Annotated in this window: 18 protein-coding genes and 3 pseudogenes; 9 read left to right on the top strand and 12 right to left on the bottom strand. The window is 59.5% G+C overall.

Translation table 11 applies throughout. The annotated features are described in order from the left end of the window. Positions 1 to 31 precede the first annotated feature (31 nt). A complete protein-coding gene (locus OKW39_RS22090; RefSeq protein WP_429563662.1) occupies positions 32 to 1,231 on the bottom strand; it encodes a 2-methylaconitate cis-trans isomerase PrpF family protein in 1,200 nt (399 codons plus the stop codon). Positions 1,232 to 1,369: 138 nt separating this feature from the next. Then, positions 1,370 to 1,858: an SDR family NAD(P)-dependent oxidoreductase gene (locus tag OKW39_RS22095; RefSeq protein WP_429563663.1), complete on the bottom strand. Its 489-nt coding sequence runs from the start codon at positions 1,856 to 1,858 to the stop codon at positions 1,370 to 1,372. Positions 1,859 to 1,992: 134 nt separating this feature from the next. Here OKW39_RS22095 and OKW39_RS22100 point away from each other — a divergent pair, with 134 nt between their 5' ends. Continuing rightward, positions 1,993 to 2,241, top strand: coding sequence for a hypothetical protein (locus OKW39_RS22100; protein ID WP_429563737.1), 249 nt, complete (start codon positions 1,993 to 1,995; stop codon positions 2,239 to 2,241). A 107-nt stretch (positions 2,242 to 2,348) separates the two neighbouring features. Here OKW39_RS22100 and OKW39_RS22105 read toward each other — a convergent pair. The 3 pseudogenes from OKW39_RS22105 to OKW39_RS22115 all read right to left on the bottom strand — a co-directional run. Continuing rightward, a pseudogene (locus OKW39_RS22105) lies at positions 2,349 to 2,459 on the bottom strand (2-oxoglutarate dehydrogenase E1 subunit family protein); the annotation flags it as partial. 603 nt (positions 2,460 to 3,062) lie between these two features. After that, positions 3,063 to 4,206, bottom strand: a pseudogene (locus OKW39_RS22110) (NADH-dependent flavin oxidoreductase). Between the two features lie 628 nt (positions 4,207 to 4,834). Further along, a pseudogene (locus tag OKW39_RS22115) lies at positions 4,835 to 5,332 on the bottom strand (NAD(P)H-binding protein); the annotation flags it as partial. An 851-nt stretch (positions 5,333 to 6,183) separates the two neighbouring features. Here OKW39_RS22115 and OKW39_RS22120 point away from each other — a divergent pair. Genes OKW39_RS22120 through OKW39_RS22135 form a run of 4 tightly spaced genes read left to right on the top strand, consistent with a single transcriptional unit; the run spans position 6,184 to position 12,552 of the window. Continuing rightward, the gene (locus OKW39_RS22120) at positions 6,184 to 7,725 is read left to right on the top strand and encodes a DUF1302 family protein (RefSeq protein ID WP_429563664.1); all 1,542 of its coding nucleotides are present in this window, start codon (positions 6,184 to 6,186) and stop codon (positions 7,723 to 7,725) included. 31 nt (positions 7,726 to 7,756) lie between these two features. Next, the gene (locus OKW39_RS22125; protein ID WP_429563665.1) at positions 7,757 to 9,019 is read left to right on the top strand and encodes a DUF1329 domain-containing protein; all 1,263 of its coding nucleotides are present in this window, start codon (positions 7,757 to 7,759) and stop codon (positions 9,017 to 9,019) included. A gap of 42 nt (positions 9,020 to 9,061) precedes the next feature. Continuing rightward, positions 9,062 to 10,147, top strand: a complete 1,086-nt coding sequence (locus OKW39_RS22130; RefSeq protein ID WP_429563666.1) for a YCF48-related protein — start codon at positions 9,062 to 9,064, stop codon at positions 10,145 to 10,147. Further along, positions 10,144 to 12,552 (top strand): efflux RND transporter permease subunit, encoded by a 2,409-nt coding sequence (locus OKW39_RS22135; RefSeq protein WP_429563667.1) that lies wholly within the window; start codon positions 10,144 to 10,146, stop codon positions 12,550 to 12,552. The genes OKW39_RS22130 and OKW39_RS22135 overlap by 4 nt, the downstream gene beginning before the upstream one ends. A 292-nt stretch (positions 12,553 to 12,844) precedes the next feature. Here OKW39_RS22135 and OKW39_RS22140 read toward each other — a convergent pair whose 3' ends face one another. From OKW39_RS22140 to OKW39_RS22150, 3 genes are all read right to left on the bottom strand, one after another. Further along, positions 12,845 to 14,011, bottom strand: a complete 1,167-nt coding sequence (locus OKW39_RS22140) for an acyl-CoA dehydrogenase family protein (RefSeq protein ID WP_133665295.1) — start codon at positions 14,009 to 14,011, stop codon at positions 12,845 to 12,847. 88 nt (positions 14,012 to 14,099) lie between these two features. Further along, positions 14,100 to 15,059, bottom strand: a complete 960-nt coding sequence (locus OKW39_RS22145; RefSeq protein WP_429563668.1) for an HpcH/HpaI aldolase/citrate lyase family protein — start codon at positions 15,057 to 15,059, stop codon at positions 14,100 to 14,102. Beyond that, on the bottom strand, positions 15,056 to 15,508 hold the full coding sequence (locus tag OKW39_RS22150) for a MaoC family dehydratase (protein WP_429563731.1): 453 nt from the start codon (positions 15,506 to 15,508) through the stop codon (positions 15,056 to 15,058). Before OKW39_RS22150 ends, OKW39_RS22145 begins: the two co-directional genes overlap by 4 nt. Between OKW39_RS22150 and OKW39_RS22155 the strand changes: the two genes are divergently transcribed. From OKW39_RS22155 to OKW39_RS22170, 4 genes are all read left to right on the top strand, one after another. Further along, positions 15,458 to 16,120: a hypothetical protein gene (locus tag OKW39_RS22155; protein ID WP_429563738.1), complete on the top strand. Its 663-nt coding sequence runs from the start codon at positions 15,458 to 15,460 to the stop codon at positions 16,118 to 16,120. The genes OKW39_RS22150 and OKW39_RS22155 overlap by 51 nt on opposite strands. 228 nt (positions 16,121 to 16,348) lie before the next feature. Continuing rightward, positions 16,349 to 17,299: a LysR family transcriptional regulator gene (locus OKW39_RS22160; RefSeq protein ID WP_429563669.1), complete on the top strand. Its 951-nt coding sequence runs from the start codon at positions 16,349 to 16,351 to the stop codon at positions 17,297 to 17,299. A 900-nt stretch (positions 17,300 to 18,199) separates the two neighbouring features. Further along, the gene (locus OKW39_RS22165) at positions 18,200 to 19,381 is read left to right on the top strand and encodes a porin (RefSeq protein WP_429563670.1); all 1,182 of its coding nucleotides are present in this window, start codon (positions 18,200 to 18,202) and stop codon (positions 19,379 to 19,381) included. Between the two features lie 264 nt (positions 19,382 to 19,645). Beyond that, positions 19,646 to 20,902: a thiolase family protein gene (locus tag OKW39_RS22170; protein WP_429563671.1), complete on the top strand. Its 1,257-nt coding sequence runs from the start codon at positions 19,646 to 19,648 to the stop codon at positions 20,900 to 20,902. Positions 20,903 to 21,473: 571 nt separating this feature from the next. Here the strand turns inward: OKW39_RS22170 and OKW39_RS22175 are convergent. From OKW39_RS22175 to OKW39_RS22190, 4 genes are all read right to left on the bottom strand, one after another. Further along, positions 21,474 to 21,710, bottom strand: a complete 237-nt coding sequence (locus OKW39_RS22175) for a LysR substrate-binding domain-containing protein (RefSeq protein WP_429563672.1) — start codon at positions 21,708 to 21,710, stop codon at positions 21,474 to 21,476. Between the two features lie 286 nt (positions 21,711 to 21,996). Further along, entirely contained in the window at positions 21,997 to 23,370 is a 1,374-nt protein-coding gene (locus OKW39_RS22180) for an MFS transporter (protein ID WP_133665301.1), read from the bottom strand. 117 nt (positions 23,371 to 23,487) lie between these two features. After that, a complete protein-coding gene (locus OKW39_RS22185) occupies positions 23,488 to 24,996 on the bottom strand; it encodes a class I adenylate-forming enzyme family protein (RefSeq protein ID WP_429563673.1) in 1,509 nt (502 codons plus the stop codon). A gap of 79 nt (positions 24,997 to 25,075) precedes the next feature. Continuing rightward, on the bottom strand, positions 25,076 to 26,143 hold the full coding sequence (locus OKW39_RS22190) for an amidohydrolase family protein (RefSeq protein WP_429563674.1): 1,068 nt from the start codon (positions 26,141 to 26,143) through the stop codon (positions 25,076 to 25,078). Positions 26,144 to 26,147 lie beyond the last annotated feature (4 nt).

Genomic DNA, 26,147 nt, shown 5'->3' on the forward strand with positions numbered 1-26,147 from the left:
GTGTGAAAGTCGCGGTGGCCGCCTTCGGGCTTCAACTCTCCGTGCTTGAGACACGTCGCACGTCGACCATCGGAATGTAGACCGTGCCATCCATGATCTTGCGCGCTGTGCGTGCGAACCCGAGCCTGTCGAATCGAACCCCTTCGGGAGCTGCCGATGGCGAGACCTCGACGCACACGTCCATGACGCCGTTCGGGTGCCCGATGCGCAGCGTCGAGCGCGTTCGTGATTCGGCGTTCAGCACTCCATGAACGACAGACCCTTCGATTCGCGACGCGGACGCAATGCACATCGATCCCGTTCCCGCCATCGCTTCATGCAGGCGATTCATGAATATCAGCCTTGCAAGTAGATCGCAGTGTTTTTCGTCCGTGCGGCCACCGGAGTACGTCGCATAACTTGCCGGCGGCGCGACAAAGACGACGAATGGCAGCAACGGGGTCTGCGCGTCGACTGCCTTCCAATCGTTCGCAAAATCGAGACGCACCGCTGCTTTGCCTCGAATCTCGCGCATCAGCTTGACCAGCGCCACGTTCGTGTTGAAATCATCCGGAAGCTCATCGCCTCGCAGGCCGAGATCGCAGGCCTGCACGAATACGCAGGTATTGGCCACGTCGACGATCGATACGTTGATCGTACGGCCGTCCTCCAGGTTCATTATCTCTGTCGGCTTCCCAGTCGGCAGCACCTTGCCGGTTTTGGCGCCAACGCTGTCGCTGTAGTCCATGAAGATTTCCGCACCCGTACCTGGCACGCCGGCGATGGCGAAAGGACCGCCGACGACCGCGCGCCCTTTACGCACGGGAACAGAGGCGATCAAGATTTTGCCCGTGTTCGTGTTGTGGATCCGGACTTCCGTCATTGGCTCGACTGCACGCACAAGACCCGCGTCGATGGCGAACGGACCGACGCCGGCGGAGATATTCCCGCAGTTACCGCTGTAATCGATCACGTCCCGATCGATCTCCGCCTGCGCGAACGTGTAGTCCACGTCTGCGTCCTCGCGCGTGCTGCGGCCGACGATTGCGATCTTGGATGTGATCAGATGCGTACCGCCGAGACCGTCGATCTGCATGATGTCGGGCGTGCCCATCGCGCGCTTCAGTATCACGTCGCGCAACGCACCGGCCGGCGGCAAATCGTGTTCGAGAAAGTACAAACCCTTGCTTGAACCGCCACGCAGGATCGAGACTCGAATCCCCAGTTGCTCATCACAAATATCCGAACTCATCACTTTTCATCCTCCGTTGTCTTGGCAAGCCGCCATTGGAAAATCGTCTGTCACGTCATTCACAGCGCCAATCAATTGCTCATTCGGCATTCCCTTCTTCGCGCACGTCCCAAGGCATTACGAAGCCGCCGTTGACGCTCAGGAGCTGACGCGATCGCTGACCAGAAAGGCGATCGCCGACGCGATCTCGTCCGGCTCGCCGAGCCGGCCCGTCGGATACTTCTTCCACACCGTCTTCGCACGCCGCGCGTACTTCTCCTCGCCCATCTGCTCCCGGAGGCTATGCTCGCGCTTCACGTGCATCGGCGTGTTGGTCGCACCAGACGACACGACGTTGAGCGTAACGCCCTGGCCACCGATCTCCTGAGCCACCGATTTGACCGTCGCAATCACGCAGGCCTTGGCCGCTGCATAGTAGGACAACCGCGCATGCCCCTTGCACGCGGAATCAGACGCCAGGCACACCACCCGGCCGAAGCCGCACTCCACCATGCCTAGCAGCACGGCATGCAAGCACAGCATCGCGCCGTGCAGGCAGACATCCATCACGCGGCGACAGTCGTGCGTCGTCGATTCCAAGAAAAGCTTGTGCTCCAGCACCGCCGCGCTGTTGGGGCGTACCGGCACGCCTTCGGCAGCAAGCTAGCGAACGCCAGCGCCTCGCCGATTGCCCAGCGCAAACCGCCGGTCGTGAAGCCCAACTGATTATTGACGACGATGTGCACCGGTCCGTCGGTGGAGAAACCCGCCGGCATACACAGTTGCAACAGCTCGGCCACGACACCCTGCCCTGCCGCAGCGCCTGTGAGTCCGGCGCAGGGGCCGTCTCGGCGGCTTCCTGGATCCACGCGACGACATCATCGTTGTCCACGTGCGCCGACTCAATGCTCAGCGTGTCGCAGCAGCGCGCGCGCAGCGTGGAGGCCGAAAGCGGCACGTCCGCTGCCAGCATCGCCTTTTCGCGCAGCGTCGCGAGCGCCGCCTCCGGCGGTGCGGCCAGCGGATTGTAGGCCGCCATGCGATGGCCGGCTCGCCTCAGTATGTCGACAATCCACCGTGCGTCCGCGCTGCCGGGCGCCGCCGTGCCCGCGAGTTCGTCGACGAGCCGGAACACATGGGCCCAGCTCGGGTCGACGGATTCGGGATCGGCCTGGTACCGACTATAGACATCCTCTAGAAACGGCACCGCGGCAGCGGCCAGCGCGGAAGAAGGTAGCATTGCAGGCATTCCGTATTAGGTTTTGGATGCAAAATCAGGTTAATCTAAAATCTCACCGGTCAGGCACCCGAATTGGTCTTTCAGCTATGTCGATCGCGCATACCTCCCTGTCTGACGCGTCGGCCGAAGCGCCTGCCTACGAACCCATGGACGTTGGAACAGCTGCCCCATTTCCGTCGCGAAGTCCAGTGCAAAGATGAAGCGCGACGGAGTGCCGCCATCGCAACGGAATTCGAAACCGTCCGGAGCACTAGCGGACATTGCTGGTTCCCGCCGCGACCTTGCCGTCATGTCGCCGGGAGGACGGGCTATGGAGAGGACCGCGTTCACCAATCGCTTTTTCATGGGCATTGAAGGTCAGCCGGAAGGGATCTAACCGGTTTCCGATCTCGCGGCGGTGACCTTTAGAGTCACCCTACTTGCCGACATCTTCATTGCACCGCATACGTGCGGCCGGAAACAGGTTCGTGCGCCGGTGCAGTTACTTGCCACGCCTGCGCAGTTACTTACCAAGGAGATCACCGAAGTTTAAGCATGTTTGTCATGCTAGTTTAGTTGGGGTGCTGCGATCCCGGACTCGCAGTTTCCGCCGATCACCGATGCCCGCAAACTTCATTCGGCGGCCTCCACCTCGTCAACGAGCGGGAACCACCCTTTTGTCGCCTTGATCACGCCCCAGAGCTTGTCCGGGATCGCCAGCTGCGGCACGAGTGGAGGATTCAGCACCGTGGCAATCTCCGCCAGATGGCTTTCTCTGGCGAACTCGACCCAATTCGGATTCAACACCAGGCCCTGTCCGATAGCGACCAGCGACAGGCCCGTCGCCAAAGCCATTTGGGCCTGCTCCGATGTCCTAATCTGGCCCGCCGCGATCAGGGGAACGCGGCCCGCGACATGCTCGGCGATCAGCTCGGCGGTTGTGCGCTCACCGGTATGGTCCTGCGGTTTGGCGTTCGGAATGTCGAAAAGCGAGGCATGGATGTAATCGATGCCGGCCTCAATCAGACGGTCAATCAGCATGTAAGCGTCGCCGATTCGCAGCGCCCCTTCACCCGGCTCTTCGGGCGAAATGCGGTAACCGAGCACGAAAGGCCGCGTCGCATGCTCGGCGATCGCGCGCTGCACCTCGCGCCCCACTGCGAGCGGAAACCGCATGCGATTTTCAAGCGAGCCGCCCACTCGTCATTGCGCTGGTTAAAGAGCGGCGAGAAGAAGTTCTGGATGAGGAATCCATGGGCACCATGCAGTTCAACACCTTCGAAGCCCGCCTCGATGGCGCGGCGCGTGGTTTCGCGAAGGCGCGAACAATCTCGTTGATTTCCCCTCGCGTGAGCGCATGGCTGGTCACTTCGCCATCATTGAACGGTCCCACAGGCGCTTTCAACGCGCTGGCGCCGACGATCCGCCCATCCGGCACCAGGCTCGATACGGCCTTATTCCCCGCATGAAAGATCTGCAGGACGGCCGACGCGCCGCAGATCCTCGCTGCCTCCCCAAGACGGCGAAGACTTGGGATGAACCGGTCATCGTAGGCGGCGAATTCATCGGTAAAGCCAACGCCGTTGACCGTAACATGCGTGCAACCGGTCAGCAGCATGCCGACGCCCGTGGAGCGCGCGCGATAGTAGGCCACCTCCTGATCGGAAACAGTGCCGTCCGCATTTGAGGACCAGGTCGTCATCGGCGCCATGACGGCACGGGTACGAAGAGTCAGGCCTTTCCTGAAGGCAAAGGGCTGGAATAGCGAGGATGTCATTTGTGTATAAAAAGTGCCGTTTGCTTAGCGATGCAGCGCCCGGTGACGCTGTCAAAAAATGGTTCAGTTGACGGATGCCAGATCGCCGGCTGAACGCCCTTTGAACTGCGCAATGAATTCCGGCTTGAGCTGGTTGTTGAAGGCATTGACAACACCACACGCTTACCGTCGAAACGGTTGTGCGCGACGAAATTCCAGATCGGCGGCTGCGGGGTTGGAGAGCTAAATGGGCGAACCGATAGAGAGCGTATCGAGTTTGCTCAGATCGATGAGGCGGTCCGAGATGGCATTGTCTTCACCGTGGGTATCTTGTATGCCTTCACACCTCCCGGGGCCGAGCCGTAGCCGCGCACTCCGAGAGCGAACAGCCGCGCATTCAGCCACCGCACCATGTGGTGGTCGGCCAACGCTGTATTGCCCGACCACGGAAAGAACACAACCGCCGTCCCATGCGGTCCTGGCTGCGCAGTCGCGGGTGAGGTTCACATTCCGCGCCTTGTGCGCCTGGTGGCTTTCTATCCAGGTGACATTCACAGGAGCGACGGCTGCTACGATGACGGCGAGCGTCAGAGCACCACCAATCCAGTGGGAGCGAAGTTGACAATGGCACAGCCATGAACCGGTGACCTCACACGAAGTAGGGCTTGTCGCCATCCGTGTTCGGCTTGCTGATACCGACGTTTCCGCAGCGATGAAGGTCTGGCGAGCGGATGATCTTCACGATCAGATCGGCGACACTCCTGCGCGATACGACGGTTCCCTTGAACGGCTCATGCCGCTGCGTCAGCTCGTAGTCCGCCTCGTCCAGGTCGGTCAACCAGGCGGGACGAACGATGGTGTAATCCAGTCCCGAGGCCTCGATGGCATCGGCGGCGCGGGGATAAGGCTTCAAGTCCTCGCCGATGGTGGCGTTATTCCATTCGCCAAATTTGCCTAGAACCTCGGCATAAATGCCAAGCGACAGCACAAAGACCAGCCTCTCGATACCAGACTCCTTCATCCCCGCGATGATCGCCGCTGCCTGGGTGTCGATATCGCCAGCCAGATTGGCATAGACGATGTCCTTGCCGGCCATGGCCGCTTTCAGTTTCGCGGTATCGAGCACATCGCCTTCAATGATGCGGGGGGTTCCTCGGCGACCTTCACCGACGAGCCTCGCACGGTCTCGTAGATCAGAGCCACGCCGCGCGCGGCAACAATTCCTCGATCACGCGCAGGCTGAGAGGAAATGCAAGTACGCGCACACCGCATAGGTGATCACGTCCGACGGCATTGGGTAATCGTCATGGACGATGGCACTGGTGGCAGGTGCGTTGCGTCGCACAGCGGTTCGGCTCCTTCATGAGATTGCCGCCGCATTCGAACGACCTTAAGCATCGGGGCGTCCCCGCCACGCTGCGCATATGCGACGTCCCCATGTAACGGTGCCAATCAGCGACCGCGACCTTTTGAGGACAGACTCCGAGTGTCAACGTACGGAACGATCTGAAGCGGTGAATTGACGCTGCGATTTTCAAACGGCTTTAATGCCTACCCAAGACGATATGAATTGAGAGGGAGACGGCAGTCATTTGCGAAATCCGTTCCGCACCGGGTTCGAGATCACCTCGGCGCCTCGCGCAGCGGCTCGAACAAGCTGGTGCGTCGATCAGCATCGACATAACGACATGCCGCGCGCACATGCATCGGATTGCGATTCGTTCCTCGACGCGGACGATCTGGAATTGACGACCCAGAAAGACGGATGGGATGGGACTTAGGGTAAACGCTTCGCATAACTAGTAAATTCTGGAGGAGACAAACATTATGAAAGCGCTTCTGAAAAAGGCAAAGAGGCGAGTGCTACTTCGTCGCGCTCGGGGGAGCACGGCGTTTCTCGCAACCCTACCGGCCTTATTGATCTTTCTCGACCACCCGTATGACGCACACGCCGCGGACACGGCTGTGACCGCGGTGTCCGCATCGGATACGGCTCCGGTGTCAGCCTCCGCTTCGGACGCGACGACTTCGACTTCGACCTCGGCTGCGACTGCGGGTGCGGCGACGAGCCAGACGCCGGCCACGACCGGCTCGATGTTCGCCGGCCTCGCCGGCCTGCGGAACAACCTGACACTCGGCGGTTTCGTGCGCACGTGGGCGTCGCTCAATCTGCAGAACCACCCGGAAACGCCGACCAACTCCGCCGGCGATCTGCAGATGCTGCGTAGCTCGCTCGAGCTCGATGCCGGCCTGAAGACCGGCCCGTTCAAGTGGACGGCGATCGGCCGCTTCGACCGCGAAGTCCTGACGTCGTACCAGAAGGAGTTGCAGGAGCTTGCGCGTCAGCACACACCTGGCGGCCCGGGCAGCAGCCTGCTTTCGCAGTACGATCAGAACGAGCTCCGTGAATTCTACGTCGACACGGACATCGGCGACCGTGTACATCTGCGTTTGGGCAAGCAGCAGATCGTCTGGGGTGAAACGGACTTCTTTCACCCGACCGATCTGATTCAAGGCTACGACTATCGGTGGCGCTCGTTCCTCGAGCCCGAAAGCGACGAGCTGAGAAAGCCGCTAATCATGGCGAACGCGAACATCAGCGTGCCCGAGGCCAACGGCGACCTGCAACTCGTGATTCGGCCGGGCCTCGATCGCAAACGCGACATCGGCAATTCCTACGATCTCTATGGCGGCCGCTGGATGCCGCAGCCATTCAAGGGCGTCGATTTCCTGTCCGGCATAACGTTCTACGATTACGACCATCCGTACGGCAAAGCCAGCTCGGTGACGGGCGGCGCCCGCTGGACCGGCATGGCGGGCCCGCTGAATTACGCGTTCTCGTATTTGCGCACGTTCACGCCGGATCCCGTGCTGAATCCGGCCGCCAATCCGATCGGCAAGGCGCCCTCGGGCGCGCTTGGCGACTGGTTCTTCCCGACGATCAACGTGTTCGACGCGAGCGTCAACGGCGAGATCCCAGGCATCGGCACGATCGCGAACTTCGAAATCGCGTATCAGCCGAACCGCTACTTCAACACCGGCACCAATCTACCGGTCGGTACCCAAGGCACCGGGCCAGTTGTCAGAAAGGACGTCGTTCTGACGACGATTCGTCTCGATCAGAAACTGAGCCTCCAATCGCTGCTCGGAACGAACGCACCGTCACTGCTTTCGTTCCAGATGTTCGACACGTGGATCCAGCACTTCAGGTCGAGCGACAACATCGTCGCGCAGGTCGGCTGGAGCGCGCCGGCGAAGCGGCACGACACGATCCTGACTTCGTTCATCACGCTGAACTACATGAGCAGCCGCCTGAATCCGCAACTCGCGGGTGGCGTCGACGTCAGTACCGGCGATGCGTTCGTGATCCCGAGCGTTGCGTTCCAGTACGGCAATCACTGGCGCTTCCTCGTCGAGGCCGACATATTTCTCGCGAAGCATCCGCGCAGCTCGCCCGCTCAGCCCGGCCAGAGCACCTACGCGCTGGCCGGATTCGCGAACAACGACCAGTTGATGTTCCGAGCAACGTACCAGTTCTAACCTACCCGAACAAAATCGGAGACGAATCATCATGAAGAAATCCATTAAACGGCCGATGACTTCCTGTATCGCCGCACTGATCGCCACGACGTTCGTCGCGACGGGCTCGTCGGCGCTCGCGGCCGAGTTGCCGGCGGGCACGGTCATCAGCAAGGCAAACCTCGATCAGATCAAGAACGACACGTTCGAAGGCCACACAATCGAGAGCCTGCTCACTGAGCGGATGGCCTGGGAAATTCGCAACTCGAACGTCAAAATTCCGCTGGCGAAACAGGACACGTCAGTCGATCCGACTTGGACGGAAGCGACGCAAAAATATTCCGGCAGCGTCAAATACGATCCGAAGACTCGCACGGTCACCGGCTACAAGGCGGGCGCGCCGTTCCCGACGATCAGCGAAAGCGATCCGGATGCCGGCGAAAAGGTCATGTGGGATTACTACTATGGCTCGCCAGTCTATCCGCGCGACTTCTACGCGCACACCGTGTTCGTAACGTTCAACTCCGGCGGCTACGAGGCGTCGCAGGACTGGGTGTTCGACCGCCTGCGTAATCGCGGCCGCCTGGGCGGCGCACCGACGGTCGACAACGACGACTGGATCACGAAGACGATCTTCGTCGCGACGTCGCCGCAAGACATCAAGGGCACCGGCACGTTCACGACGCGCTACGACGTTAACGGCAAGCTCGAAGACCAGTTCGTGTACATCAAGTCGGCACGCCGCGTGCGCCGCCTGTCCGGCAACGCGTGGATGGATCCCGTCGGCGGCTTCGACTTCCTCGACGACGACATCTACGTGTACAACGCACGCCCGTCGCAATACGTGAGCAACAAGCTAATCGGCAAGCGCTGGATTCTCGCTAGCCTCGATACGAAGCTCAAACGCGATTCGTCGAAGTCGGGGACGGCAGGCGAGTTTCCGAGCATCGACTCGAAGGAAGCGCCGTACTGGAACGTCATCACACCCATGACACCGCGCGAAGTCTACGTGGTCGAAGCGACTCCGCCGGTCGAGCACCCGTACGGCAAGAAGGTGGTGTACGTCGACGCGCAGCTGTTTCTCGCGTATCGCGGTGAAGTGTACGACAAGAAGGGCGAACCGTGGCGCACCTTCACGCAGCGCGAAGGGGTGGTGGTCGGCAAGTCGGGCATCAAGTACTTCTCGCCGCCAATCGGCACTTTCGTCGACTACAAGGCGCATCACGCGACCGACTACTTCATCGTAGATCCGGTGTTTGATCGCGATCGCGGCGAAAGCGATTACACGCCCAACGTGCTGGAGTCCTACCAGTAACGCCGGGAATCTGGAATCACCGTTGTTATCCGGAGCAAGTGAATGATGGTTATGCGACGTTTGTATCGTCTCGCCGGTTCGGCCTCACCGTTCGTCATCATCGGAGGGCTGTTCTACGCGGGGTTCTTCATCAAGCCCGAGCCGAAGGGCGACGCCGTCACACGGCCCGCCTTCGAACGAAGCGACCGCCTATACGGGACCGCGGTTCAACCCGACGGCAAGATCTGGCTCGTGGGTAACAACGGGAAGATTCTCGACAGCACGGATGCCGCCCACACCTGGCAATACGCGACCGACCCGGTACGCGTCGCGCTGCAGGACGTGGCGGCATGGGATGACCGGCGCGCGATCGCCGTCGGCGACGACGGCATCGCACTGATCACCGACGACGGCGGCAAGTCGTGGAAGCCCGTCAATACGCCGAAATCCAAGATCGCCAACAAGCTGATGCGGGTCAAGACCGAGCCCGACGGGCACGCGATCGCCGTCGGCGAGGGCGGAGTCATCGTGATGTCGAGCGACTACGGCCAGCACTGGGTCGCGGTGCGGCCGGAAGAGGACGAGGCCTGGAACGACGTTGACTTGCGGGACGGGCACGGCTGGATTGTCGGGGAACGCGGTCGCATCCTGCTGTCGAGCGACAACGGCCGGTCGTGGCGCGAGGTCACGAGTCCGCTCAAGAGCAGCCTGATGTCCGTGTCGTTCAAGGATCAGACCGACGGAGTGGCCGTCGGTCTGAACGGCGTGATTCTCGCGTCTCACGACGGCGGCCAGACGTGGCGGCAAAAGCCGTTCCAGTCGCCCGATCAAGCCGAAGCCGGCGGATCGACGCGGACGCCGGACGGATCGACGACGCTTTACGAGCGCGGCAGGACGGAGCATCTGCTGTGCGTGGTCTGGGACGGCAAGCGGTGGATCGCGGCCGGCACGAAAGGCGTCATTGCGGTCGGCGATGCCGATGGCGACCACTGGCGCGGGACGCGCCTGACGCCCGACGACCGACACTGGTATACGGCAATCGTGCCCTATCGCGGCCGGTATCTGCTATCCGGCAGTCGCTTCGTTTCGTTCCCGATGAACGGTCTGAAATCTGTGGCCGTGTCCGATAAAGCTGGAGAGCATGCATGAAAGACGAAGCCTTTTCCAAGCTAGAGAGGTTTGTGGCGTTCTGTCTGCGCCGCCGCCTCGCGGTGACCGTTCTCTATGTGGTCCTGACGACGCTGATGGCGCTCTTTGCGTCTCGGATCGAGATCAGGACCGTCTTCGACGATCTGCTGCCGCGCGCGCACGAATACGTGAAGGTGCACGAGCGTTTCAAGGAGCAGTTCGGCGGATCGAACGTCGTCAGCATCATGGTCGAGACCGACCACGGCACTATCTTTCAGAAGAACGTGCTCGACAAGATCAAGAAGATCACGACGGATCTGGCGCTCGTGCATGGCGTCAATCCGATGCAGATCATCTCGATCGCGTCGCCGAAGCTCAAGGCGATCCGCGGCTCGACCGACTCGATCGAATCGAAGCCCGTGATGTTCCCGGACGTGCCGCAGACGCAGGCGGCCCTCGACGAGTTGAAGGCATCCGTCCTCAACAATCCGCTCGTCTACGGCACATACGTTTCCCAGGATCTGAAGGCCGCGCTGATCACCGTCGACTTCTACGAGAGCGAACTCGACTACAAGCAGATCTACGATCAGCTATACAAGCTGACGAACTCGTTGCACGCCGGCGGCGTCAAGGTGAGCCTCGTCGGCGAGCCGATCCTGTTCGGCTGGGTCACGCACTACGTGCCGGAGACGCTGAAGATCTTCCTGATGACGATCGCATTCCTCGCCACGCTGCTGTTCGTCATCATGCGGACGTGGCGCGGCACGATACTGCCGTTGCTGGCCGGCACGACGAGCGCAATCTGGGCGCTCGGCTCGGCAACGCTGTTCGGCTTCAACTTCGATCCGCTCGTGATCGTGATCGCGTTCCTGATCACCGCGCGCTCGATCTCGCATTCCGTTCAACTCGTTTCGAGATTCGGTGACGAAGTCGCGTCCGGCATCGACTCGAGCCAGGCGGCCGCACACTCTGCGATGTTGCAGCTCTTCAAGCCCGGCATGCTCGGCGTGATAGCGGATGCGGGCTGCATGATCGTCGTCGTGCTCACGCCGATTCCGCTGATGCAGAAGATAGCGGTCGTCGGCACGATCTGGGTCCTCACGATTGCGATCACCGCGTGCCTGATGACGCCGATCCTACTATCGTGGGTTCGTAAGCCGCAAGGTCACGTTCATCCGTTCGACGTGCTGCCGCTGTTCGATCGCGTGCTCGATCTGTGCGTGTCGGTCGCTACGTCGAAACTTCGCTACGGGATTATCGGCCTGGCCGCGATCGTCTTCGTGGTGTCGGGCGTCTATGCGTTCAATCTGCATGTAGGCGATGCGGACGCCGGCTCGCCGATCCTGTGGCAGAACTCACGCTATAACGTCGACTCGACCGCGATCAACGGAAAGTTCCAAGGCACCGATCGCATGTACGCTGTGTTCGACGGCGACCGCCCGGACGCAATCAAGGAGCCCTCGGTTCTGCGGAGCATGGAGGCGATGCAGCGCTACATGGGCGCGCAGCCGGAGATCGGCGGCAGCCTGTCGATCGCTGACGTGCTGCCGGCCGTGAAACAGATCCTGCACGAGGACAGCCCGCGCTATCACGAACTCGGCAAGACCCGCGACGAGGACGGAGAGCTGATCTATATGTGGGGCCCCGATTCCGGAGAAGCAGGACGCTACATGGATCCGCAGGCGCGCAACGGGTCGGTCACGTTCTACTTCAAGGATCATCGCGGCAATACGATCCGGACCGCCATGCAACGCCTGAAGGAATTCATCGCGGATAATCCGGTGCAGCACGGCAAGTATCTGCTGGCCGGCGGGATAATCGGCGTCACTGCCGCGGTGAACGAAGTGATTCTGTCCGGCCAGATCGAAAGCGTCGCGCTCGCGCTGCTCTGGCTAGTGATCTGCTGCACGGTCGCATATCGCACGCCGCGTGCCGGGATCTTCTTCATGATCCCCGTGATGCTGTCGAACACGGTAACGTTCAGCTTCATGGCATGGAAAGGCATCGGCATGACGCTCAGCACGCTGCCGGTCGCCGCGCTCGGGATCGGCCTCGGCGTCGACTACGCGTTCTATGTGGTCGACGGAATCCGCGAGGAATTGCATCATCACAACGACCTGAAGCGTGCGATCGAGCACGCGATCCGCACGGCGGGCAAAGGCGTGCTGATTACCGCGCTGACGCTGACGGCCGCGGTCGGACTCTGGTCGATGTCGTCCCTGCGCTTCCAGGCCGAGATGAGCCTGCTGATGGGAATCTGGCTGTTCGTGTCGGCGTTCAGTGCGCTGTTCATCATGCCGGCGCTCGTCTACGTGTTCAGGCCTGAATTCGTCGTCGGCAAACCGGAGACCGGGACAGAGACGGAAGGGCGCGGCACCGACGTGGACGACCGGATGCTAGGCCGGGCAAAACTGAAACGCGTGTAAGCGCGTTGGTCGCGGCGTAGTCCATGCGGTTACGGCCCGGGACGCGTCCGCACCCAATCCTCGCGCGCGTGATTCGCACCGCTGCCCGTGCTTCAAGGCCGTGCCCGACGGTAGCTTGCCAAGCGTCATCGGTAAGCCGAAACGGTAAGTTTCAGTTTCGCTACTGACCACTGTCCCCGCCCACCTGCTCTTATGGCTTGCGCGTGCCGGACGCTTCTGCAACATTGCAAGCGCAACGAGACCTCCGCTGCCGCCAGCGGAATGTCGTCAAGGTATGGCGGGCTCGTTAAGTTCAGTAGGACTTGGGCAAACCCAGCACTTTTTCGGCTATAAAGCACATGATCATTTGGGGACTCACGGGCGCCAGCCGAGGGATTATGCACTCCCGAAGGTATCGCTCGACATGGTATTCCTTCGCATACCCCATTCCGCCCAACGTAGCGATCGCTGTCTGGCAGGACTGGAACGCCGCCTCAGCAGCGAGATATTTGGCGCTGTTCGCCTCCGCACCGCAGGGCTTCCCTGCGTCGTACAGGGTCGCGGCCTTCAACACCATCAGGTTGGCCGCCTCCAGTTGCATCCACGCTTGTGCAAGGGGATGCTGAATTGCCTGGTTTTGCCCGATTGGACGACCGAATACAACACGCTCCTTTGCGTACTGAGTAGCGCGCCGCAACGCTGCTTGCCCTAGACCAATGGCTTCTGCTGCAATCAGGATGCGTTCGGGGTTGAGCCCGTGCAGCAAGTATTTGAAGCCTTGTCCCTCGATGCCGATCAAGTCCGCCTTCGGAACCCGCAATCCGTCGATGAACAACATATTGGAATCGACGGCCTTGCGGCCCATCTTTTCGATTTCCCGAACCTCCACACGACTGCGGTCGAGGTCGGTGTAAAAGAGACTCAACCCGTCAGTCGGTTTCGCGAGCTGATCGAGCGGGGTCGTACGCGCAATGATCAACATCTTGTTAGCCACCTGGGCGGTCGAAATCCAGATCTTTCTTCCCGTGATGACGTAGTGATCGCCGTCTCGCACTGCTTGAGTCTTCAGGTGGGTTGTATCAAGTCCGGCGTCCGGTTCTGTCACTGCGAAACAGGCTTTGTCCTCTCCTTTAATGAGCGGAGACAGGAATCTTTGTTTCTGCTCGTCGGTTCCGAACACCTGCACCGGGTTGAGACCAAAAATATTGATGTGTACGGCCGAAGCTCCCGATAGGCCCGCCCCCGACGCGCTAATAGTTCGCATCATTACGGCCGCTTCCGTCATGCCCAGTCCCGCACCGCCGTAGTCGGGGGACATGGCAATGCCGAGCCAACCGTTTTCCGCCAGCGTTCGGTAAAACTCATGAGGGAAGCCGCCGTTGCGATCGCGCTCCAGCCAGTATTCATCGTCGAATTCCTCACAGATCTTTTCGATCGATGACTGAATTGACAACTGATCTTCGTTAAGATCGAAGTTCATAAACTAAAACTCCTTGGATCGTGTCGTGGCCGTTCACGTGCGGCCCGCTTGAAATGTCATTCGTTATCTGGACGGCAACCAGTCTGCGTCAGCGCACACCACTGACAGGTCGATTGTGCGGAGCGTCAGTCGCGTTGATATTCTCGTCTGCGAAAGTTCGTGGTCGCTGGTGTGCGACATCGATTTGCTGCCCTGAGCAGGCGGCGAGGAGCCTTTCTGCGAGCCTCATGTGCGGTCGGTCCAGCATCTGCCCGTCTAGCGTTGCAACGCCGCTTCCATCATTGAATGCACTGATGACTCGGTGTGCCCACCGGAGCTCTTCGTCGGACGGCGTGAACACGTCATTGATCGGGAAGACCTGAGAAGGATGAATGGCGGCCTTCGCTGCAAATCCGTCTTGCTTGGCTTCCAGCGCCTCGCTTTCGACGACCCGCAAATCCGCAATCTCCGCTGAGATTGCATCGATTGCTGGTACGCCCGCGTTCGCCGCCGCGATCAGGCAGAGCGATCGCGCATGCGCAATCGCCCCTGTCCAGCGCCCGCTCGATTTTCGGCGCGTCGCGCCTATGTCGGCCGAGAGATCCTCGGCCCCCCACATCAGGCCCATGAGTCGGGGCGACGCGTTCTTGTAGGACCCCAATTCAAAGAGTGATGAAGCGGTCTCCGTGACGATGGGGAGAATCCTTGTCGGTGATCCCGTCCGGCTATTGACCGCATCAAAGACGTCCAGGTAGCAGCTAAGACATCGAACGTCCTCACCGCTTATGGACTTCGGCAGGACGATACCATCGGGCCGATGCTGCATGACCGCTGCGAGGTCATTCACTGTCATGCCCGAAGTCAGATCGTTAACCCGAACATACACGTGCTTGTCGATTCGCCCCCGGTGCTGCAAAAGAAATCTGTGCAGGCAAGACCTTGCCTCGGCCTTCCTGCTAGTGGCAACAGAATCTTCCAGGTCGAAAATCAACGCGTCGGACGCGCTTGCGAGAGATTTTTCGAGTTTTCGTTCGCTGTCGGCCGGGACAAACATGAATGAGCGAATCATTCCGCTTTCCTTCGCATCATCGCAGTGCGAACGCATCGACACACTGCGTCCCCTGTCTGTTTGAGCGCCACATGCTCGAACTCGACCAGTCCGGCGTTGGGCCGGGATTTACTTTCGCGCGTATCGAGCACAGTGGTCCGTGCCCGGATTGTGTCGCCGTGAAATACCGGATTTGGAAACGTCACCTCGCGCATTCCCAGATTGCCAACGGTCGTTCCGATCGTCGTGTCGTTGACCGTCATGCCAATGAGCAGCCCCAGTGTAAAAAGGCTGTTGACCAAGGGCTTACCGAACTCTGTCTTCGCCGCGAAGTCTGAATCGATGTGTAGCGGTTGGACGTTTAGCGTCAGACAACTGAAAAGAACGTTGTCCATTTCGGTCACGGTGCGAGACCACGCATGCTCGAACACCCGGCCGACTTCGAACTCTTCATAAAACAAACCTGCCATCACCCGATCCCCAGGTTGCTCGGCCTCTTCGAAAAAGCGAGGCAGCACGAGAAAACTCTTGATCCGACGCGTCTCGCGCCCCGGAAGGCCCCGGAACCCATTAATGGCCGGAAACACGCGCGCGAGGCACTCGTCCCTGCTTCGCTTCTCACCGATCGCCTACAAATGGTGCATTTGCGTCACGGTTCTTACAAACGGATAGCCTCTTGCTGTTCAGAACAGCGTACCAATGCACTACGGCTGAGTCCAGAATCTCGCAGCGATTTTCAGGCCAAGGTGCTTGTCATCTATCGCAAAAATCCGGCCAACCCGCGCGTCGCCCATGCGCAGCTTTCGCTCCAACCACCCGCGAAAAAGAAGATGCCGGCCGCGCATCGCCCGCATCATAAGCGAGCTCGTCCGACGTCATTATTGCGCCGCAATAATCTGCCGCAACCGGAAGTTGCGCGCGCATCGCAATTTTGCCCAGCCGAAGCGGCAGCCTCCGCCGCTATCGACGTCCGTCAGCGATATCGCGGCAGCGATACGGCGCGAGGCTCGGACAGGGCCGCACGAATGCGACAAGGAGCGTCTGACGCGCAAGCATTCGTGTCAGGACGCGCGCACGTCTAAAGACGAACCCCACCATTTGTCATGCTTCAAGCGATGTCCCTGCCCGATGCGTCGTCTGGACTGCCCGCGCCGCCTACGGCGGCTCGGCTTATAGGGAGAGTCCCCGTTGACAAGGAGCGGTGATGAAGGTCTGCTGTCGAAATGAAATGCAAGTCGGAGCGGGAACGTTTCCATTCGTGACTGCGCTTCATCGACAAGGAATCTCTTCAATATGGACATCCAGGCTGGATGATGGACGACTTCACGCGGATCCAAACGTTTATCAAAGTGGTCGAAGCCGGCAGTTTTTCGGCGGCCGCCCGTTGCACCGACTCCTCCATCAGTGCTGTCGCAAGACAAGTGCAGTCGCTTGAAGAAGAGCTTTGCATACGGCTTCTTAACCGCAGCACACGCAGTTTGTCGCTGACCGAGCCCGGCAGAATATTCTTTGAGCGCGTTCGAACCATCTCGAAAGACCTGAGCAACGCGAAATCAGAAGCTACGTCTTTCCAGGAAAGCGTCAAGGGAGTCCTCAGAGTATCCTTGAGAGTCTCAACGGGCACCACGATTATCGTTCCCGCCCTCCCCCGTCTTGTCGATCAGTACCCGGAGTTGGGTTTCGATATCTCGTTGACGGATGAGCGACCCGATCTTGTAGCAAACAATATAGACGTCGCTGTCTGGATGGGCCATATACCGGACACGGAAATTGTCGCGAGGCGCCTGACTCGTAGTGAACGGATCGTCTGTGCCTCGCCCAGCTACTTTGAGCGCCACGGCGTTCCCACGACACCAGAAGACCTGCGCCATCATAATTGCTTGCTCTACGCAGCGCGCTCTTACGGCAACATATGGGAGTTCACAAAGGACGACACGCGGGAAGATATCGAGGTCAACGGCAATCTTCGATCGGACAATGGTCTGGTGCTGATTTCCGCGGCTATAGCAGGCATCGGCATCCTCGTAGCGCAGGAATGGACGGTTCGGCTTCCAGTATCTCGAGGTGAACTTGCCAGGATGATGGGCGATTATACCGTGCGACCAAGAGCAGAGGATTCCGAATTGTACGTCGTATATCCGAACAGCCGCGGTCTTTCACGCAAGGTTCGGATCTTTGTCGACTTTCTTGTCCATCTGTTCAAAGGGGCGGATTCTTTAGCCGAAGCTCCTCGCTTGTTGGCCGACGGTCCGCCAACCTGAGTCGATAGCGAATCCAAATAGTTACTCATCCGCAAGCGTATTGATCTGAGAAGCACCTCTGCAACGGGTAACAAAGCGAACCTCCTATCAGCCGGCCGACTCCATCGCCCTTGGGGAATGCTTGCAGCCCAGAAACGCCCATCTCCAGATTTCGGTTCATTCTTCACGTCCGCGGCGCCCTCCCCCAGCCTTGCCCTTACTGTAGCGCCTTTTCGCCGTGATCAGGTGGTATCTTCCAAGAATTGCTAACCGCGAAAGGTTCCAGCAGTTGGCTCGCCGTTGGCCAACACGGCGCGCGGTCAGAAAACCTTGTTTCCATCGCAAAATCGCGTAGTTGGCCTTCCATGGCGACGAAAAGGGTTCTACCCGACGAGCGAGAACACCGTCTTTTAGCGAGGCTTGCCATCACTGGATCGCGCTGGCGAGAACGATATTCCGGCCGACACTTCGATTCCTGATAAGAACCTTGCCGCATAGCGCAAAGGCCAATCGTCGATCATCTAGTAAGCTTGTCAGTACCGGCTTGGACAATAACTCACCGCTGAAAGTTCAGGTGATTGCATCGGCGGAACGGATGCAGTTAATCGACTTGCGGAGAGAGCCTTCTGCCAAAGAGAGCGTTCCGTTGCGTATTGTCTCGTTGCCGTCCAATTAAGGATATCAAAATGATTTGGAGACAACGTCCAGCTGCACCTGCTGGCGACACAGCGACGTCCCTCGCAATGGACCGCTTGCATCTCCCCATGCGCGGTTGGAATCCGCACTTTTGCCGGCCTTTTCGCGTCGCTCATTCTTCCTCGATTCGACTGTCTGCGTCCGCGCAGCACTCTTCTCTCTCCTCTGTCTACTCCGTAACGATAGGGAGATCGCGTCAAACCTATAAGTCAATGGAGATCAAGCATGAAAAAACGTCTTGCTGCGGGAGTATTGCTGGGTATGACAAGCAGTATTGCGTTGGCGCAAAGCAGCGTAACCCTCTACGGACTTATCGACGAGGGTTTTAACTTCAACAGCAATTCGGACGGGAAGCGTCAATACTATCTGTCGAGCGGCGAGTTGCAGGGATCCCGCTTCGGACTGCGTGGAAAAGAAGACCTTGGCGGCGGCATCTCGGCGATCTTCGTCGTGGAAAACGGGTATGACGTCAACACTGGCAAACTTGGACAAGGGGGCCTTATGTTCGGTCGACAAGCCTATGTAGGCTTGTCGAGCCCATACGGCACATTGACGGCTGGCCGCCAATATGATTCAGTCGTGGATTACGTCGGCCCCCTGGGCGCAGCTGAGCAATGGGGTGGTTCGTTCCTCGCGCACCCGGGCGATACCGATAACTTCAACAACACCAATCGAACAAACAACGCCATCAAATACACGAGCGACAGCTTTGGTGGCCTCAGGTTCGGTGGTATGTATGCAGTCGGAGGTGTAGCTGGCAACGTTAGTCGCAATCAGATCTGGTCTCTCGGAGCCGGGTATTCAAACGGGCCATTGCAACTTGGCGTTGGATATCTCAACGTGCGCAATCCGAACACATCGTTCTATGGCGCTGGCGGTACAGTCGCAGCGACCGTTGGAGGTGTACCCGGTTCGAATTTCGGGTCATCGCCTGTTATTTCCGCGTATGCGTCGGCGCACACACAGCAAGTCATTGCCGCAGGGGCGGCATACACGCTGGGAGCAGCAACCATTGGAGCCACATATTCAAACGCAAAGTACATGTCACTCGGGGATAAATCATCAGGTCCCGTTCCGGCAAGCGGTATCAGTGGCACCGCCACCTTCAATAATGCCGAACTGAGCTTCAAATACCAAATCACGCCTGCATTGCTGGCTGGCGCATCTTACGTTTACTCGCGGAATAGTGGCGCCAACGGTGCAGATCATGCGACATACAACCAGGGTGGGCTCGGCATTGACTACTTCCTCTCTAAGCGGACGGACGTATACGCTCTGGCGATATATCAAAAGGCGAGCGGCACCGATTCCACAGGAAAGAGCGCTGTTGCGTCGATTAATACCGTCACACCTTCTACGTCCAATCATCAGGCGGTAATTCGAGTCGCGATTCGGCACAAGTTCTAACAACGAGGGGCTAATATTCGGACAGAAGGTTCGCGCGCCTGGGCGACGCGGTCGATTAGCTTCTTCACCCCATAGGCGGCTTTGCATCGATGACAAAGAACCTTGTCGGCTCATGGACGGTCCACCCCGACAGCAGGCGCCTAAAATCGAAGCGTGGTTGTTGTCTTAAGCCGCAGAAGCGCAGCGGTCTCTTAACAGCTAACGTCTTCTCCCGAAATATTTCAGTGAAATCGACTTCTTTCCATATGAAAGGACGGAATACCAATGACTAGTGTGTATGTGGTGGGCGTCGGAATGACGAACCTTGGGAAGTTCGTGGACAAGTCGGTCAAAGATCTCGTTCGCGAAGCGGTCAATTTAGCACTGCGGGACGCCCAGTTGGAACTCGCAGACGTGCAGGGCGCGTGGTTTACCAACGCTCGTCAAGGTCAAATGGAGGGACAAAATTCTATCCGTGGCCAATGCGCCTTGAAGGCTATTGGAGTCCAAACCATTCCCATTATCAATGTGGAGAACGCATGTGCCAGCGGGAGCACGGCTTTCAACCAAGCCATGATGAGCATCTTGGCCGGCCAGCATGACGTCGTGCTCGCTGTGGGTGCGGATAAGCTCTTTTATCCCGACAAAAAGGAAGCAATGTTCAAGGCGTTCAATGGCGGAACGGATGTTCATCTCGTCAACGAGACGTTTGAGCGCCTGGCAAATCTCGGCAAGTCGGCTGTGCCGCCCGGGGTGGAAGACGACATGCGAATCGGCGCACCCGGACGCAGCTTTTTTATGGATATTTACGCCGGCCTGACGCGTCAGCACATGGCAAAATTCGGTACCACTGCTGAGCAGATCGCCGCAATCGCTGCCAAAAATCACCGCCACTCGGTTCATAATCCGCGCGCTCAGTATCGCAAGCCTATGACAACCGAGGAGGTTCTGAACGATGCTCCTGTCGTGTGGCCCCTCACGCGCTCAATGTGCTCACCCATTAGCGACGGCGCCGCCGCCACTGTGCTGGTTAGTGAAAAGGCGCTGAAGCAACTCGGTTCACGCCGCGCGGTCAAGGTGGCGGCTTCTGTAATCGTAAGCAGCTCGGATCGTGATCCGGACGATTATGAACGCCACTCGGGACTGATCGCCGCACGCAAAGCTTATGAGCAAGCCAGTGTAGGCCCGGAAGACATGAGCCTTGCCGAATTACATGATGCAACGGCGTTTGCCGAGGTGTTGCAATCCGAAAACCTGGGGTTTTGCGCCCGTGGCGAAGGTGGACCGCTGGGCCTTTCCGGTCAAACCTCACTGGGTGGCCGAATCCCGATCAATGTATCAGGTGGCCTCATCTCGAAGGGACATCCCATTGGTGGTACCGGGCTGGTGATGATCCACGACGTAGTGACACAACTTCGGGGTGAAGCGGGATCCGGGCAGGTGGCAGGCGCTCGCTTCGGCATCATCGAAAATGGGGGGGGATTGCTTGGCGTCGAAGATGCCGCCACGGCTGTTCACGTGCTCGGGCCTCTGATCAAGTAGCCAGCTCCGCGACCTGATATCGCTCCATTCGTCTAAGACCTAGTGACCCGTGCCACGAAAATTGGCGCGGTCAACCCACATGATATGTTGGTGTAAGCACGATTTTGCGGCCGACCCTCAAGCCCGCCGTACCTGCCATGCGTGGAGTCCGGCTCCAGTACAGCGGCTGCTCTGGCAGCCACCTCTTCTGGCTGGAACAATTCGATCAAGAAGTCGATAAAAATCCTTACCTTCCGTGGAAGACCCCGATCAGTTGGACAAACAGCATACAACTCCGAGTCTGCAGCGCGCGGACTGACGACATAATCATCCAACACCCGCGTCAGCTGACCGCCTAATATTTGGCGGCCGGACCATCCACTCGTGGACCATGGCAATGTCGGCGCCCGCCAACGCGGCGGAGAGTTAAGACCAGGCCATTGTCGGACCGCAGGTTCCCGTGGACAGCAACTTTCTGTCGTGCACCATCCTTCGAAAATCTCCATACATGGCCGTACGATCGCGCCGCATAGAGCAGGCAGACATGATCCCGTAGGTCGTCAGGTGTCTTCTGAGCGCCTCGTCGCCTAAACTATTCTGGGGAGCCGCAAACAATGCGGCGGTTCGGACTAATAGGCCTGGCGACCAGCTCCGTATCGGGTATGTCGCCCGCCCAGATGGCCACCTCGTTATTGTTCGAAACGAGGTCTACCCGCTCGTCAGTCACCGAAATGTCAAAGCCCAAGTCCGGGTATCGCAGGAGCAGGCGAGGGAGTGCCGGTATGATGATCGTTGTGCCGGTCGCGACGCGCAATGATACCCGCGCCACCCCCTTTGCACTTTCCCGGAATGAAGCCGCCTCCGATTTGGCATTGCTAGCTGCCCGGCGATCGTGCTGACGCGGTCATGAAATGTTCGTCCCGGCTCAGTCAACGCCAGACTGGGAGTAGAACGATTCAGAAGCCTGATACCGAGTTCATCTTCGAGAGCACCTTTATAAACGTCTGGATTCGCGTGAACTGGTCCATTGCGAAACTGTTCTCCGGACACGACTATTGGACAGCCGTCATGCGTTGTCACGCGACGGCATATCGTGAAGACGCCGGCACGGCCTGCTAGGAGTGCTTCACCGCTGCAGTCGTTGACTCTTCCCCGCCCCTTGCATGCGACAAGCAGATCGAAACCGCGTACACAGCCCCACCAGCCAATAGCGTAGGCACGGCAAGCAGGCCAAACACGTCTGCAGCCCGCCAGCCTAGTGTGAGGAGCTCACCGCCCAGGAACGCGCCCGCGACAGCGCCAGTTCGACCGACGCCAAGGACCCACGCAACGCCCGTCGCGCGCGCCTCGGTCGGATAGACTCTTGCCGGATAAGCAGATGTGGAAGTGGCCGCGCTCGTGAGGATCATCCCGCAAAGGAAAATCAGGATACCAAATAGCACCGGCGCGCTACCGACGCTCCGCCCCACGATGAATACCAGCAAGGCCGCCAGCACGTATGCGAACGTTATCGTGCGGTTCGCGTCGAAACGATCCATTAACCAGCCGGTAACGATGGTACCGATGACCCCGCCAAGCGGGAACAGGGACGTCACCAACGCACTGCGCTGCGCGTCGAACCCCGCATCATGAAAAAGCGTCGGCATCCAGTTGACGAGCAGGTAATAGACGATAAGCGTCAAAAAATATGCAGCCCAGAGCAGCAGCGTGCGGGGTAAATAGCGTGAGGACAATACGAGCGCAAGCGCCGCGCCGCGCGCGGGCTCGCTACGCTGGCTGGCAACGAACCTGTAGTTGTCGAATTGCTGTTGCGGCGCAATGCGCTTGAGGATGCGAGCGATCCGCGCATGCGTGTCCTGGCGCACCGCAAGGAATTGGGCTGATTCCGGCAACGCGACAGCGACCAGCAACGCGATCAGGCAGGGGCCGACGCCACCCGCGATCAACACGCTCTTCCAGCCTGCATGCGGTATGAGCCACGCCGACGCTGCGCCACCAACGACCATTCCGCATGAGAAACCGCAGATCATGCTGTTGACAACGACACCGCGTATGCGCTCCGGAGCGTATTCCGACGTGAGCGTTATTCCAGTCGGCATCGCGGCACCGAGGCCCAACCCCGTCAGGAAGCGGAACACAAGCAGCACGGTAATGGTATGTGCCTGTGCCGCCGCAAGGCTCCAGACACCAATAAATGCAATGGACAAGACGAGCACCGTCTTGCGGCCAACGCGGTCGGCCAATGGACCGGCGGCGAGCGCTCCGATCCCGACGCCGACCAGCGCCGCACTCATGACCGATCCCAGAGCGTCGCGTGCCACACCCCAATCGCGTATCAGCGCCGGCGCGATGTAGCCAATCGCCGCGTTGTCAAATCCGTCGGCCGCGAAGGCGAGAAAACATAGGGCCAGTATCAACCATTGGCAGGGCGAAAATCGCTCACCATCGATAAACGACTGAACATCAAGCGTTCGAACGGGCTGATTCATCTAGTGTCTCCTGTTTCACTTTTCGGTGCCGGGATTCATAGCATTTCCGCATGAACCCGGTCCCAAGCGATGTTTAGGTACGGGGAAGAAAGGTCGCGTTACCGGGTCTCGGAGGCATCATGCGTTGCCTCCCGATATTGCCATCGCCCGCGCTTCCCGACGAACGACTTTCCCCACCGGGCTGCGTGGCAGCGATTTGACGATTCTGATATGCTTCGGCGTCTTCACGGACCCCACGCGCTCCTTGCAGAATGCGATGAGCTCATCCTCGGTGGCGGTCTGGCCGGCGCGGAACTCCAGGGCGGCCTCGACGCGCTCGCCCCAGTGGTCGTCCGGCACCCCGAATACCACTACCTCAGACACAGCCGGATGCTGCGCGATCACAGCTTCCACATCAGACGGATAGACGTTAAACCCGCCGCTGATGACCACGTCGCGTATCCGGTCCTTGATGTACAGAAACCCGTCTTCGTCAATCAGGCCCAGGTCGCCCGTACAGAGCCAGCCGTCACGGAACGCCTTCGCCGATTCTTCCGGCATGTCAAGGTACCCGCTCATCAGGAGATCTCCGCGCGCACAGATCTCTCCCGGTTCATTGGGGCCGAGCCGCTTCCCCTCCTCGTCCAGGATCGCGACATCCACCAGAGGTGCGACTCGACCAACCGACGTGAGCCGCCTTTCGTTCGTGATGTCGCCCGCGCGCGCCGCGGACAGAATAAGGGGCGCTTCCGTCTGGCCATAAGCCGTTTCGATCACGGGACCAAACACCTGTAGCGCTTCGCGCAGACGGGCCGGCGATGCAGCTGCTCCGCCCCAGATGAGGTGGGCCAGGCGGGGCAGCTCGCGCGGCCGTGCCTTCTGCTCGTCGATCAGCTTGTAAAGGAGCGTCGGGGGAATCCAGGTGCTCGTCACGCGCTCGCGCTGCATAAGGTCGAGGAGGTGCCTAGGCGCCGCGTTGGATGTCAGCACCACACAGCCGCCCTTGGATAGCGTCGGCAGGATGAACGCCCCGGCGCCATGAGTCATCGGCGCCGCGCAAAGATAGCGATCGTTCGGCGTCAGCTCGAACGTCATCACGACCGCACTGACTAGCGCGTTGATGCACCTGAAAGACTGCAATACCCCCTTGGGCACGCCGGAGGAGCCTCCTGTAAATTTGATGGCGTTGATATCCGTGAGTCTGGCACTCCATTCGGCGCGTTGCCCCCGATACTTGCGTTCGAGCCGGGTCATGGCGCGCGCGTCGCCCAAGTCTGCATCGACGACCGACACGCGGCGATCACCAGCGGTGAACTTGTCCAGATAGTCTCGATGAACGACGAGCACGTCCGGTTTGGCACGGCCGATCTGTGCATCGAGTTCGGGCTTGGCGTTACGTCCGTTAAGCGGCACGAGAATCGCTCCGCTGGCGTGGACCGCCATCAACGCTACCAGCATCTCGACACTGTTGGGGCCCAGCAGCGCGACAGTCGGCCGTGTTTTGCCCGCCAGGTCCTGTAGCCCTGCCGCGAAAGCATCACTTCGATCAATCAATTCCTTATAGGTCAGACGACTATCATCGTCGACCGCCGCCACGGAATCCGGGCAGGTGAGCGCCGAGTGGCGCAGGAAGTTTATGGGAAACATCAGTTATCCAAATTGAATGTGTCGTGATCCAACAGCACTTGCTGGTCTCGGCAGTCGTCCCGGTTTCCAATACTACGCGCTACGAAGAAGCTATGTCCGATCGAAGACGATAGAACCGCGTCGCACTTCGCCAGAACAAATCAGCCCGCTCCTCGGCGCTCGCACTGGCGGCGATCCGCTTGAGGCCGTTTAGTCCAACGCCGAAGCTGTAGCTTCCCTTATCGACAGGGAAGTTGCTACCGTACATGCAACGGTCCGCACCGAAAGCATCAATACACGTTTCGAACCAGGGACGCCATGCATCGGCGAGGTCTGCTGACGACGGAGCCCGGTCCCGGTCCTCGAAGCGAAAGCCGGATAACCGCATACCGAGGCCACTGAGCTTGACCATCACGTTCGGGCATTTGGCAAGTTCAAGTAGCGAAGCCTTCCATTGAGCAAGAACTTCCTGCTGCTTACCTGTGAAACGCTCGATGCCCAGCACTCCCCCGCAATGGTTCAGTACGATGGGCGTCTCTGGAAAGGCGCGTGCGAGCGACGTCAGTCGCGGTATCTGGGGGAAAAGCAACCAGGCATCGAAGCTCAAGCCAAGTGCACCCAGATGCGCAAAACCTGCGCGAAACGACGCGCAATCCATCATGTCTTCGGTGGTCGCGTAGGCTGCAGCATTGAACAGCGCGGAGTCGCCGTCCCAGGCGAGAGACTGGCGAATGCCACGGAATCTGCCGCCTTCCGACACTGGCCCGCCAGCCGCTGCAATGTGGCGTTCCAGCACGGGACGGACGTCGTCGCCGAGAAGCAGATCCGCGAAACCCACTATGGCCGCGCACATTCGCACATCGCCATAAAGACCGCTAGCGCTCTTCGCTGCCACTCCGTTGGCAAATTCCGTCTCGCCGACCGGGCGCATCGCCGGGGGCATGTCGACCCGATACATCGTCCGCGCCTGCACGAATACGGTAGCGCGCACGTCATGACCGCATCGCAGGTCGGCAAGCATGTCATCGAATAGATATTTGAGACCCGGACGTTGATAAAGGTGGTGGTGCGAGTCGACGACCGGGAGCGCGGGATCGAGTGGCTCTTCGGTGCGCGCGGCGAGCCACTGTGGCCTGATCGGGTTGTGCTGAAAGGCACCATGAGTCATTGGG

This window comes from Paraburkholderia sp. MM6662-R1, assembly GCF_050436245.1.
GTDB classification, from domain to species: domain Bacteria; phylum Pseudomonadota; class Gammaproteobacteria; order Burkholderiales; family Burkholderiaceae; genus Paraburkholderia; species Paraburkholderia tuberum.